The organism is Polaribacter reichenbachii (genome assembly GCF_001975665.1).
Taxonomy (GTDB): Bacteria; Bacteroidota; Bacteroidia; order Flavobacteriales; family Flavobacteriaceae; genus Polaribacter; species Polaribacter reichenbachii.
On sequence record NZ_CP019419.1, the window covers coordinates 1,354,741 to 1,368,247 of the forward strand.

Annotated in this window: 8 protein-coding genes; 2 read left to right on the forward strand and 6 right to left on the reverse strand. The window is 30.4% G+C overall.

Annotation, left to right across the window (positions count from 1 at the left end; translation table 11 throughout):
* Nucleotides 1-9: 9 nt before the first annotated feature.
* Nucleotides 10-2,307, reverse strand: a complete 2,298-nt coding sequence (locus tag BW723_RS05710) for a M28 family peptidase (RefSeq protein WP_068360980.1) — start codon at nucleotides 2,305-2,307, stop codon at nucleotides 10-12.
* Between the two features lie 108 nt (nucleotides 2,308-2,415).
* On the opposite strand from BW723_RS05710, the gene BW723_RS05715 reads away from it, so the two are divergent.
* Entirely contained in the window at nucleotides 2,416-2,883 is a 468-nt protein-coding gene (locus BW723_RS05715; protein WP_068360978.1) for a CBS domain-containing protein, read from the forward strand.
* Nucleotide 2,884: 1 nt separating this feature from the next.
* On the opposite strand, the gene BW723_RS05720 is transcribed toward BW723_RS05715, so the two are convergent.
* The 5 genes from BW723_RS05720 to BW723_RS05740 all read right to left on the reverse strand — a co-directional run bounded on the left by BW723_RS05720 (nucleotide 2,885) and on the right by BW723_RS05740 (nucleotide 10,506).
* Complete coding sequence (locus tag BW723_RS05720; RefSeq protein ID WP_068360976.1) at nucleotides 2,885-3,604, reverse strand: GIDE domain-containing protein; 720 nt, start codon at nucleotides 3,602-3,604, stop codon at nucleotides 2,885-2,887.
* 9 nt (nucleotides 3,605-3,613) lie between these two features.
* Entirely contained in the window at nucleotides 3,614-3,967 is a 354-nt protein-coding gene (locus tag BW723_RS05725; RefSeq protein ID WP_068360974.1) for a hypothetical protein, read from the reverse strand.
* Nucleotides 3,968-4,094: 127 nt separating this feature from the next.
* Nucleotides 4,095-5,699 carry a hypothetical protein gene (locus tag BW723_RS05730; RefSeq protein ID WP_068360969.1) on the reverse strand — a complete coding sequence of 535 codons (1,605 nt, stop codon included), beginning with the start codon at nucleotides 5,697-5,699 and terminating at the stop codon, nucleotides 4,095-4,097.
* A gap of 11 nt (nucleotides 5,700-5,710) precedes the next feature.
* The gene (locus BW723_RS05735; RefSeq protein ID WP_068360967.1) at nucleotides 5,711-7,438 is read right to left on the reverse strand and encodes a RagB/SusD family nutrient uptake outer membrane protein; all 1,728 of its coding nucleotides are present in this window, start codon (nucleotides 7,436-7,438) and stop codon (nucleotides 5,711-5,713) included.
* Between the two features lie 11 nt (nucleotides 7,439-7,449).
* Nucleotides 7,450-10,506 carry a SusC/RagA family TonB-linked outer membrane protein gene (locus tag BW723_RS05740; protein ID WP_226789152.1) on the reverse strand — a complete coding sequence of 1,019 codons (3,057 nt, stop codon included), beginning with the start codon at nucleotides 10,504-10,506 and terminating at the stop codon, nucleotides 7,450-7,452.
* A 442-nt stretch (nucleotides 10,507-10,948) separates the two neighbouring features.
* On the opposite strand from BW723_RS05740, the gene BW723_RS05745 reads away from it, so the two are divergent.
* The gene (locus tag BW723_RS05745) at nucleotides 10,949-13,459 is read left to right on the forward strand and encodes a T9SS type A sorting domain-containing protein (protein ID WP_139059112.1); all 2,511 of its coding nucleotides are present in this window, start codon (nucleotides 10,949-10,951) and stop codon (nucleotides 13,457-13,459) included.
* Nucleotides 13,460-13,507 lie beyond the last annotated feature (48 nt).

Sequence of the window (13,507 nt, forward strand, 5' to 3'; positions counted from 1 at the left end):
GAATTCAATCTAAATTTTTAATTTTTTACTAATGATAATCGCATCATTTGTAACAAAAGGCATAGGCATCATTTCTTCTGATCTTGGGTTTATAGAGAAATTAGGGTTAGTTAATAAATCATAAGAAATTTCATTTAAAACAATATCTAATTTTTGGCTTGCATCAATAGTAAATGAAATGGTTAAATCTTTATCAGAATTTGCAAAGTGATAAATTAAAAATGTTCCGCTTTTTTTAGTGTAGTTTTTACCTTTTAATACCAAAGCATCATTAACTTTAAATTGTTTTAAAGTAATTTTATTTTTGGTGATAAACTCTAACTTATTTACTTTTCTTTTGGGTGATATTTCTAGTTCTAAAAATCGATTATTACCAATTATAGTATCCATTTCAACACTAATATCCGAAGGTAAAATATTTCTATAATCTGTTTTTTTATGATATTTAAAATGGGTGTTGTATTTGCTTTTAGTCTCGGCATTTTTAATGCTTCCATTTGTGGAGGTTTCATCAAAAATTTGTTTTGTAAAGCTATCTAGAGTATTGTTATAAGTGCCAAAATATGCAGTTTTATCATCTGAATTTTGAATGTAAACAATGCTGTTTGGTTTTTTATTATCAATAGAAAATGTGCTGTTGTAAGAAGCTAATCCGAAGAAAACAATAGTAAGAATTCCACTAAATCTTAGCATCCATTTTGCTTTTCTATTGTAAAAACTAAGTACTATTAATCCGAAGATTAAAGCAATTAAAATACCACTAATAAATAGATTTTTTAAACCCAAACCAACAGGAAACATCTGTATCATAGGCGCAAAAATGTAAATTGTTGGTATAGATAAAATGGTAAAAAGTATGCGTTTAGAGCGTTCATCTAAATACATAAAAATAGATATACCTAAAATTAATAGAGCAATAAACACCGGAATTATAAAAAAACCAGCACCTTTTAAAGTAATGCTGATAAAAAGGTTTATAAGAAGCCACACAAATATTGGAGCAATAAGTAAGTCTGTTGTTTTTTCTTGCTTTTTATAGAATCTGTAAACAAATAACAGAATAGATAAATTAAGAAACACAAAAGCAAAAATGTATGTATAGCCATTGTAGGTAAATCCGTGTAAAATGTCTTTGTATTGAGGATGAATAATTTGGATTAATTGCCAAGCATAAAATGAAATTCCACCACATAAAACAACAGAAATTATAAAAGGTAGAAACCCTTTTAAACTTCCTTTTACAGTTAATCTTTTTGATGAAAAACCGTAAATTAATAGTAGAATAAAAATAACAATAGCAACAATTAACATTGGTAATACCCAAGCAAAAGGATATATTAACATTTTGATAAATGGAAAGTTAACATAGACAAAATCTTCATTAGAATTTAAGTTTTCTAAATCTGAATTGGCAAAATAATTAAGCGATTGCATTAAATAATCTGCTTGATGCAAGAGGGTTTCTCTGTCTAATCTTTCGTAAGAATCTTGAGCTGTGTGATAATCGAAATGATCATCAATAAAAGCAAAATTGAATCCGTTTATGTTTGCATCTTGCCTAAAAACAGTTAAATCGGTATCGTTAGGTAACTTTTTGTAAATGCTATACATTAAAGAGTTTGCCACAGGAAAATTAGGTTTAGCCGCTAAAAACTCAGTTAATAATTTACTGTTTTTTCCATTGGTTTCCATTAACATATAACTTGGGCCACCACTTCCTCGAGCTTCAAAATTTAGGACTAAACCAACATCTTTTGCCCATTTATGATAATCAACAAAAGCTTGTGCACCTAATAAACCTAGTTCTTCAGCATCAGAAATTAGAATAATGATATCGTTTTTGTGCGATTTATTATTGGCTAAAAAAGCTCTAATACCTTCTAAAATAGTTACAACTCCAGAGCCAGCATCGCTTGCTCCTAAAGAAGAATGTGGGCTAGAATCGTAATGTGTTAAAAGCATTAAAGCTTTTCCGTTTTCGGTACCTTTTATTCTAGCTAAGATGTTTTCTGTGGTTGTAGCTGCCATCCATTTTTTATTGATAGCAGTTTGGGTTTGTATTTCGGTTTCTAACCCCATTTTTTGTAGTGCACTTACAATGTACATCTGAACATTTTTATGTTCTGCTGTGCCTACAAAATGTGCATTTTGACTAATATTTTTTAGATGATGTAGGGCATTATCTTTAGAAAATTTGGTTACTAAACTTATTTTTTCTTTATCTAAAGATGGTTTTAAATCATAAAAACTCCAATAAATAATAGCTAAAATTATGAGCACAGATAAGACTGAGGATAATTTTTTCATTTGGTTGTTCAATTTTTATAAAAGTAGTAAATAAAAAAAACTTTGCCTAAATGTTAAAACAGAACATAAATTTCTGTAAATTTAAAAACAACTTAAAACTAACTTATTATGGGTATTAAAAGCTTTCAAGGAAAAAGAGATACAAGTCAAGGAAATGAAGAATCTCAGATTTTAGTGTCTGATTATATGACCAAAAAATTAGTAACTTTTAAAGCAGAAGATTCTTTAGATACTGTAATAAGCCAATTAATTAAATATAAAATTTCTGGAGGACCCGTAGTTAATGATAAAAATGAGTTAATTGGTATTATTTCTGAAACAGATTGTATTAAGCATATTTCTGAAAGTAAGTATTATAATATGCCTTCTGATACCAATAATACTGTGGGTAAATATATGGTTACAGATGTAGATACTATAGATAAGGATATGAATATTTTTGATGCTGCTTTTAAGTTTATTTCATCTCACAGAAGAAGATTTCCGGTTGTAGATAATGGTAAATTAATTGGGCAATTAAGTCAGAAAGATGTTTTAAAAGCTGCTATAAAAGTAAAAGGAAATACTTGGAAATAGATTAAAGTCTCTTTTTAGATTTTATATTTGGTAAGTCTGTTATAATTAATTTTTGGGTTTTAGAACTTTCTAATTCAGCAATTTTAGAATAATTGTAACCTTCTATAGGTTCTTTTAAACTTTTAAATTTTGCAATACCTGCAACAGTAATTTGCTCACCAATTTCTATAATTGCTTCTGTACATTTTAAAGTTTTATTAAGATTAAAAAGCCCTGTACTTTCAATATTATACTTTTTTAATAATTGATTGAATTCTTTTGTTGGGTTATTAAAAGTGCCAGAGTTTATGTTTTTATCAACAACTAAATGGCTTAAATAGTTTTTAGGATTTTGAGTAGGCCTAACAATTACAAAATCAGTATTCTTTTCAATAAAAAACTCCTGTACTTTTTCGTCTTTTGCTAAAGTTTCCCAAGATTTATTTTTTCCGCCTTTTTCTTGTTCTATTTTTAAGACATAAAAAACACATTTTCTTTTACTAAAAGGGGCAATTAATGGTTCTTTTACGTGTAATGCTTTGCCAGTAATTCGTGAAAATTCATTTGTTTTTAAACTAGATATTCTCTTTTCTGGTAGCTTAGAGAGTATCCTTTTTACTTTTTGTTTTGAACTAAAATAATATGCTGCAAATGCAACAGTTATAAAAATAACTGCAAAAAGAATTGGTATAGCAACATCTTTATGATCACTTAAATAAGTGTAAATCTGGTTAAAATCCATAAAAAAAGTTTAAGATTCTTTTTTAATTAACAAAAACAGTTCGTTTTCTAGTGCCAAATATCCTTGGTCGTAAATATAAAAATAGGTGTTACCTGTTTTTGTTTTATAGATTGATGTAAAGAAATTAAAATCGAAACCTTTATTGTATAATTTGGTTCTTGTAACTTTAGTTTTGCCAGTAACATTTAATTCTGATAAAATTTTATGGTTTTTACGAAGCCTATTATTAATATTTCTGATAAGATTTTTACTGTCTTTATTCACTTTATTATTGTAAGAATTTCTGCAATAATCAGAACAAAACTTTTTATCTATTCTCCCTTTTAAAGGTTCTTGACATTCTAAGCATTTTTTTGTTTCCATAAAGTAAAAATACAATAAACTTATTCGATTACAAACGTTTACAAATTACTGAAGGTTTTAAAATAGATCCATAAAAAAAGAGATTGCTATTAAAACAATCTCTTTTTACAAACCAATTCAAATATATTTAAGGCCTACTTGTTAATTTATAAAGCGCTAAATCATCCATATAAAATTTAAGTGTACCTGTGTTTCCTGTGTTAAATCCTCTAATCATATAAGAAACATCTCCATCTGCAGCAAAAGTTACTTTAGTTGTAGTTTCTATCCATTCACCAACTTTAAAATCGCTGGTAAAAGCAGGGTTAGCTGCAACTCCCCAATTTGTACCTGGTCTCCAATAAAATCTAACATCAGGAATGTTAACTCCATCTGGGCTACCTAAATCTTCTAAATAAATCCAAGCACCCATTTCGTAAGTATAACCAGCTTCTACAGGGAAAGTGATATTATCTCCATCTCCATCTACATTACCAATTATCATTCCTCCTCCAGGTCTAAATTCTATATACATACTTTTACTTCCAGAATGAGCTCTATCAAAAGATAAATTCATATCATATTCTGCCCATTGGCCACCCCACCAAAGATAAGGCCAGTTTTCTTCTATAGATGTTTCAAAAGAGGCATCAACATCAGAAAAAGCAGCATTATCAAATAAATTTTCTTTGATAAAATCTGTTAAAATTACGTCCGTGAATGCATCAGATGCAACAGCATCTAACGTAGTTAAACCACCAGGTGTGTAAGATACTTTTACAACATCATCATTATACATTATTTCGTTTGCTAATTCTATGATAAGAATATTACCTTCTGTTGCATCTACAGTTACATTTGTTAATTCAGGAGTTAAAGTAGCTCCGTTTGCAGTTTCTATAGTAACAGAAAAAGTACTTTTATTAACTGTTGCAGGATCCATTTCTCTACTAAATTCTAAACCGATTTTAGTTTGTTCTTCTTGTTCAAAAACACGGTCTAAAGTTACTGGATCTGTAGATGGTATTACTTTAATAAAATTCTTGATGTAAATAGTATCTGCATCTGTTGGTCTTGTTCTTGAGGCAATAAACTCTAAATCCCAAGTACCAAGTTTTGTGTATCTAACATCTACTTCTGGTGTATTTAAATCGTTAAGTACTTGCTCTGGTTTTGCACCTTTTAAATTCCAAGTAAAATTGGTTGGGCTACCTGTACTATTTTGAGTTAAACGTACAAATTTACTTGCTGTAACTTCGTTTTCTGCATTATCAGATAAATTTAATTCAGCACCAAGACTACCATCATCATTTATATGATTTATTTGAATATTAGCAGTAATATTATCAAGAACAGTTACCACGATTGTAGTGTCTAATTCTTTACCTTGTATAGGCTCTGTACTATCTTCATTCGGATAAACGTTACCTTTAAACACTTGGCTTAAAGTAACATCGTAAACACCGGCTTCGTTAAAAGTACCTTTTACTACATCTTTTGTTGATGTGTTACCTTCTTCTCCAGAAATTTCTGTTACGTTTTCTGGAAAGGTCCAAAGACGAGATGAAACACCTCTAGATAAATCTCCAAAATCTATATGTGCACCTACGTTTATTGTATTTTCAAAATCCATTTCTGATGTAACAATTGCTCTATGATTAGATTCAATTAAAACTACAGAATCGTCATCATTACAACTAAATAGCAGCAATGTAGTAATGAAAATAAATTGTAAAAATTTTATATTTTTCATAATTAATAATTTTATAAACTTTTATTTGTTTGAATTTCTGTATTCGGAATTGGAAAATAATTCTTGCTTACATCATAATTGTCTGCTGCAAAAAAGAAATCTGGTCTAATTCTTTCTACTATAAATAAAGGTGCTACACCTCCATCACCAACTTGTAATACATCAGTTTTATTTGCTTCTCGCCAAACTTCATCAGCTTTCAATTCATTAAACACTTCCTGTACAATTCCCCAACGTACTAAATCTTTCCATCTATGGCCTTCAAAACAAAGTTCTACAGCTCTTTCTACACGTTGTAAATGTGTTCTTACATTTTCTGTACTGGCAGCAACCATTGGTTGACTTCCATGAACTTGTTTACTAACATGTAATTGAGGAAACATACCTCCATTAGCATCCATATAACCCTGTAAAGTAATTACACCTGCTCTTGCTCTAACCATATCTATATATTGTATGGCAGTTGTGTAATCGTTATTTGCTTCTAAAACTGCTTCTGCATACATTAATAAAACATCTGCATATCTCATATGTCTAAAGTTAATTCCAGATCTTTCTAATGATGGTTCTGCTGATAAATGATACCAGTTAGAATGTTTTTTTACATAAGCACTCTGTCCAAAACCAAAACCTCTAACTTCTGTGGCATCAAAACCATAATAATCGCCTTCCATACCTCTAACAGCAATGGTTGCATTCATTCTTTTAGATTCTACATTACCATTGTTAATGTTGTTGTTCGGATCTACTTCGTCATTCACCAACATTTCATGCAAGTTATAAGACGCTAAAACTGTATTAAAAGCACCATAATTTAATTGACCAACAGCACCAGATAATGTACTAGATTCTGCACCAGTTGCATTTGTAGTATCATCTACAGCTGCACCAGGAGCACCAGGAGATAAATCGAAAGAATAATTTACTTCGAAAATAGACTCTGAGTTAAATTCGTTTTCGTGCCAAAAATTGTCTGTAATATCTGCCGTTAAACTGTAAACACCAGAATCTATTACTTGTTTAAATAATGTTGCAGCTTGTGTCCATTCTTTTTTGTATAAGCTAACTTTACCTAATAAAGTTGTTGCTGCTCCCCAAGTTGCACGTCCTGTATCATTAACATCGCTCCATACTTGTGGTAAATTATTGATGGCAAATTGTAGGTCTGGTTCTATAATTGCTGCATTTATTTCATCAATAGAAGAAAAAGGTTTCGAAAAATCTTCGTCTGTTTGTGGAACTGTTTCGTGTAAAACTCCACCACCATAAGTATGTGCTAATTGAAAATAAAAGAAAGCTCTTAAAAAACGTGCTTGTCCTTCTATTTCTGCTTTTGCGTTTCCTGTAAAAAGAGATTCATCAGCAGTTGTTATAAATTCAAGAACTTGATTTGCTCTAAAAATACCAATATAAAGTTCATGCCATTTATCTGTAATATGATACAATGTGTTGTTGTACGATAAATTTCTAAAAGCATTGGGTCTGTACCAAGATTCTGTACCAGCTATGTCTCCCATTACAAATTCATGTTGTAGTAAACCACCACTAATACTTTGAAACTGCAAAGCACCATAAACTGTAGTTAATGCACTATTAAATTGTGCTTCTGATTGCCAAAAAGTATCTGTTGTTATTGCATTTGGATTAATTTCTTCCAAAAAGCTATCTTCATCACATCCCATAAAAACCAAACAGCCTAGGAATGTTAACGTTAATATTTTGTTTTTAAATAATTTCATTGTTTTTTGTTTTAAAAGCTTAATTGAACACCTAACATAATTTGACGAGTAACAGGATAATTACCTCTATCTACACCTCTAGTAAAAATACCATCACCACCAACTTCTGGATCATAACCAGTATATTTAGTAAATGTAAAAGGGTTGTTAGATGTTACGTAAACTCTAGCTTTATCAATACCTACTTTATCTAAGTTTGGTACAGTATATCCTAAAGTTAATGTTCTAATTCTTAAATAAGTACCATCTTCTATAAAGTAGTCTGAGGCCGCTCTTACATTAGAATGAAATCCGTTTCTTCTAGATGTTGGTATATCTGAGGTTGGGTTTTGAGGTGTCCACATACTTAATAACTCTTTATGTCTACCTGCTTGATAAGCATAATATCTTGCTCCATTATAAATTTCTGCTCCATAAGAATAGAAACCTTGTACAAAAAAATCGAATCCTTTGTAATCTAGGTTTAAACCTAAACCAGCTTCAAATTCTGCTTGACCAGAACCAGAATATACTCTATCATTATCATCAATTTTACCATCTCCATTTGCATCTTTATAACGCATGTCTCCTAATTGTGGTGCACTTACGTTGCTAAGGTCTAATTGTTTGTAAGCATCTAATTCGTCTTGGTTTTTTATAACACCATCATTTTGATAAAGGAAAAAAGCTCCAGCTTCATAGCCTTCTGCTAAAAAAGTTGTGTATTCTACATTTGTACCTAAAGAAACTGTTGGTCTACCATTTGCGTAACCACGTTCTATACCTGCTAAATCTGTAACTTTATTTTTGTTTTTAGTAAAAGTACCAGAAATGCTGTATTTTAAATCGCTACCAATTCTGTCTTTATAGTTAATTGCAAATTCAATTCCTTTGTTGGTCATATCACCAGCATTTATGACTTTTACATCATAAACTCCTGTTGCTCTAGGTTGATAAACCCCTGCAGAAGGTGGTAAACGCTCTTGAAGTAGCATGTCTTTTTTATCATTTTGATAAAGGTCTGCAGTAATATTTAATTTGTTTCTTAACATAGATAAATCAATACCAATGTTTTTAGAAATTGTAGTTTCCCATTTAATATTAGGATCTACATATCGTCTTTGAATTTGACCAAAAGAAATGTTTTCATTTAGACCATAAGGATAGTTTACACCAGATTCTATTATTGGTGTAAATTGATAAGGAGCAATATTTTGATTACCAACTTCTGCCCAACTTCCTCTTAATTTAAAACTACTTATTGCAGGTACATTAAACCAGTTTTCTTCATGAACATTCCAACCAGCAGAAAAACCAAAGAAATCTCCATATCTGTTATTTTCTGAAAATTTTGAAGAACCATCTCTTCTGTAACTTGCAGATAAAAGATATTTTTCGTCGTAATTGTATTGAATTCTAGCCAATTTACCACTTAAAGTTGTGGTTTGATTGTAACTTGTTGGGTTTATGCCTTCTGCACCAGCTCCTAAAGTTTGGAGATCGTTACTGGCATCATCTGCAAAAATAACTCCTATACCTAAATTTCTTCGTTTAAATCTTTCGTAAGATAATACACCTAAAAGGTTTACTTTATGTTTACCAAAACTCTTAGAAAAATTAACTATGTTTTCTAAAGTTTCTCTGTTAGAAAAGATGTAATCTTCGTTTAATAATGCATTTGGTGTAGATGCAGTTGCGTTGTAAACACCTGTTCTACCAAAAGCTAAATATTGAGGTCTGTAAAATTTTCTGAAATAATTCCATTCATTTCTACCTAAATTTACTTTATAAGTTAGTCCTTCTAGAATCTCATATTGCATATTAAGAGCAATGTTATTAGATTTTGTTTCTCTCTCATCTATATTGTCTAATTGACGTGCTAAATACCCATAAAAAATTTCGTTATCTACATCTAATTGTACACTGTTCTGCCCTACAGAAGGGATATCGTTTATAGGTCTTGCCCAAGGAGCTTGCCCAATACTGTATTCGTAAAGTGCAAAAGGCTCTTGCGTTCTATTTTCAATTGTAAATCCAAAAGTTGCAAAAGCTTTAAATTTTCCTTTTGTAAACTGACCTGTAAGTCTGTTTGCTAATCGATCAAAACCAGAATTAATTAAAACTCCATCTTGTTTAAAATAAGATGTACTAAAGTTTAAAGTTAAGTTTTTAACACCACCAGATATGTTTAATCCTAAATTTTGAATGGTTGCATTATCATTTTGAACATCGCTTACAAAATCAGTATCAAAATCTAAAGCATCAGCATTAAAGAAAAACGTTAAAGGCTCATCACCTAATAATTCTGTAGTTGCTTCTAAATGATACAATTGTTCTACAGTATTCATTAAAGGAGTACCAGAAGTAATGTTTTGAATACCTGTGTACATATTTAAATCTACTTTCATTTTACCAACTTTACCCTTTTTTGTGGTAATTAAAATAACACCATTAGAAGCTCTTGTACCATAAACAGAGGCAGAAGCACCGTCTTTTAAAATATCTATGGTTTCAATTTGTTCTGGAGCAATGTTTGGGTTGCCTTCGTAAGCAATACCATCTACAACGTATAAAGGGCCTAAAGCACCAGAACTTACAGATCCTAAACCTCTAATTTGTACGTTAGAAGCTTCACCAGGTCTACCACTTGCTGCCTGAATGTTTACACCCGCCACTTTACCTTGTATGGCTGCTCCTAAATCTGCTACAGGAGAACGTGTAATTTCGCTTGAAGACACATTAACAACGGCACCAGTAACTTCTTTTTTCTTTTGGGTACCATAACCTACTACCACAATTTCATCTAAAACAGATGATTCTGCTTTTAAAACAACATTAACTGTTGTGGCTCCAGAAACAAGGATTTCTTTGTTTTTGTAGCCTAAATAACTAAATACAAGGATGTCTCCAATCTTAGCTTTTATGCTATAGGCGCCATCCATATCTGTACTTAATCCATTTTTGGATCCTTTAATAACTACACTAGCTCCGGGTAGAGTTTCTCCATCTGCACTAACAGATCCTTTTACAGTAACATCTTGTGCCTGTAAAAAACCGAAACTAAGTAGAAGTAATGCTGTGAACAGCATCTTTCTGTAATTGCAATTTTGCAAAGTAAAGTTCATTATTTTATCGAATTTTAAATTATCATAGTCAAATATTGTAAAATTCTTAATCTGCTCCAATTTATGTCACTTGACAAAAACTCAACAGGGGTTAATTTTGTATTTTTTGATGTTAATTTTCTTGCATATTTAAGTTTTTAGACTAAAAATATCTTCTGTTCAAAATCGATGTTTTTTTTCAAAAAGTTTTTGAGAAATAATTCAATAAGTAAGTTATGTTCGTGCTCTATGTCTTTTTTAAACTAGTAATAGATTGTAAAACAAGTGGCTATGAATTATAGGTGTTAGGTAAATTAAGTGCTATTTACAGTAATAGTTTTAGTGTCAAGTTTATGTCAAGTTGGTTTTTTAGGCTTTTTTGTGTGTATCAATTTACTTTTGATAGAATCTTTTTAAACGAAATGCCTTGAAAAAATCAATATTTTTATACTGTCTATTTACACTTTTTTGTTTCAAATTAACATCACAAACTTTAGTTTGGGACAATAAACCGAGTTCTCTAGATTTTGAATTGGGGAGTGCTTTATCTATGAATTTAACGTACAATACTAATGGAAATTCATTTAATTATATCTGGATAAAACTACAAAGAAGGAGTGTCACTAATTCTATTTTAGAAGAATTTGATGGTGTTTTTTATACTGGTAGTAACCCAGTTGCAAGCCAAGATACTGTTAATTTAACTTACAGTTTGCCTAATAATATACCTTTAAGTTCTGAATTAGTAAACGGAGAATATTATCAATTATTTACTGCAATGTGGTCTGGTACAAGTACTTGGACAGGTTTAGACCTTCTTTTAAATATAGTAGAAGAAAATGGGGTAGTAAATACTACAGGTAATACCAAAGTTGTAGCGACTTTAAATACAAAACATATTGTTGGGGAAATAGAAAGTTTTGATCGTTCTAAATTTATAACGATACATTCTAATCAAGCTGATAATGAATGGAATGGAGCCAACTCAATAGCAGATGTTAGAGACGATTTTTTAAATGGTTACGATGTTTTTATGGGTAGAGATACAGGAGGAATTACTTGGCATTTAAGTCAGTTAGAAGAAGATCCAACAAGAACAGGTTTTGCTAATCCGTCTGCAATTACAAGTAGAGCTCCTTATTGGAGAGGTGTTTATCAGAATAAAAACATACAGCAATATGAGGCTAGAAATAACTTAATTATTGCAGCTCAACATCACCCTTTTTGGACAGGAAATGGTCAAAAAAATACAGGTAAAGGTTGGCAATTTGCAAATGCTACAGCAGTTGGTGAGTATATGGGGCGTTATATAAATGAGTTTCATAAAGATAACGGAGAACCAAAGCCAAAATTTATTGAGGTAATGAATGAGCCTGCTTATGCAGATTATGGTGGCCCATCAGACTTTACAAACGATATACAAGACATTTCAGATTTTCATAACGATGTTGCAGATGCTATAAAAGTGCAAATTCCTGATGCAAAAGTTGGTGGTTATACTACTGCTTTTCCAAATTTTGAAAAAGGTGATTTTGAAAGATGGCACAAAAGGTGGAAATTATTTATGGATGTTGCAGGAGAAAAAATGGATTTTTGGTCTATTCATTTGTACGATTTTCCATCAATAGGAGGTAAAAAACAATTTAGATCTGGTAGTAATTTAGAAGCTACTTTTGATATGATGGAGCAGTATAGTATGATGAAATTTGGTAAAGTAAAACCTTTTGTAATTTCTGAATATGGAGCCCAAACACACGATTATAATAATCAAGAATGGAGTGCTTATAGAGATTGGCTGCACGTAAGATCTTCTAACTCTATGTTGCCATCTTTTATGGATAGGCCTAACTTAATTGCAAGTACTATTAACTTTATAATTGCAAAGGCAGAATGGGGTTATACATCTGTGCCTTATGTACATCGTTTATTAAGAAAAGAAAACGAGCCAAATTCTTATACTGGTGATTGGATTTATACAGATATGATTAAATTTTATCAGCTTTGGGCAGATGTAAAAGGTACTAGAATAGATACTTATTCTGATAATTTAGACATACAAGTAGATGGTTATTTAGATGGAGATAAGTTTTATTTAATGATGAATAATCTTACTTTTAATGATGAAATTATCGATTTATCTTTCTTAAATTCTGGTAATAGTACAATAACAGCTATCAATAAAAAGCATTCTTATGTAAATGGTTTAACACCAGTTTTAGAAGATGAATCTTTAGCTATTGATGTTTCTTCTGTAACTCTAAAATCTGAAGGAACAATGATTCTAGAGATTACTTTTAATAACCCTATTTCTGTTTCGCAAACCAATACAGAAAAAAAATATTATGCAACTACTTATTTAAAAGAAATAGCTCAAAATCAAGAAAATACTTTCCAAATTAATAATGTTACAACAGCTAATTATGGTGAAGTTGTTTTAAGAATTGGTGTTGGTAGATTGCATAATCTATCATTAAAACCAATAGTTAAAGTTAACAATAGATCAATTACAGTTCCTGATAATTGGAGAGGAGATGATCAAAAAGATAGAGAACGCTTTTTTGGAGTTTTAGAAATACCTGTTCCTTATGATTTATTACAAACTAATAATGCTATTAGCGTAGAATTTCCTGATTCAGGAGGTCATATCAGTACAGTTACAATGCAAGTTTATAATTTTAGTAGTGATATTAGAAATAGTACTTTAAGTGTTATTGAACATCCAACTAAAAATCTAATAAAAGTATATCCAAATCCTACAAAAGGAATCATCAAAATAGAAAATGGTTTAAGTTATAACCAACTTACAATTTATGATTTAAGAGGTGTAAAAGTAGCATCATTTGGTAAAGATCAGGTTATAGACATATCACAATTTACTGCAGGAGTTTATTATCTAAAAACTGATAATGGCGCTATATGTAAAATAGTTAAAGAGTAGATTTATAGTGTTTTAGTTAATTTTTTTGTTCAGGTCAAGTTTATGTCA

Excerpts from the sequence above, each read along its gene's own strand:
- BW723_RS05735 (WP_068360967.1), bottom strand. The coding sequence starts at position 7,438 with ATGAAATTATTTAAAAACAAAATATTAACGTTAACATTCCTAGGCTGT.
- BW723_RS05715 (WP_068360978.1), top strand. The coding sequence starts at position 2,416 with ATGGGTATTAAAAGCTTTCAAGGAAAAAGAGATACAAGTCAAGGAAAT.
- BW723_RS05740 (WP_226789152.1), bottom strand. The coding sequence starts at position 10,506 with ATGCTGTTCACAGCATTACTTCTACTTAGTTTCGGTTTTTTACAGGCA.
- BW723_RS05710 (WP_068360980.1), bottom strand. The coding sequence starts at position 2,307 with ATGAAAAAATTATCCTCAGTCTTATCTGTGCTCATAATTTTAGCTATT.
- BW723_RS05725 (WP_068360974.1), bottom strand. The coding sequence starts at position 3,967 with ATGGAAACAAAAAAATGCTTAGAATGTCAAGAACCTTTAAAAGGGAGA.
- BW723_RS05720 (WP_068360976.1), bottom strand. The coding sequence starts at position 3,604 with ATGGATTTTAACCAGATTTACACTTATTTAAGTGATCATAAAGATGTT.
- BW723_RS05730 (WP_068360969.1), bottom strand. The coding sequence starts at position 5,699 with ATGAAAAATATAAAATTTTTACAATTTATTTTCATTACTACATTGCTG.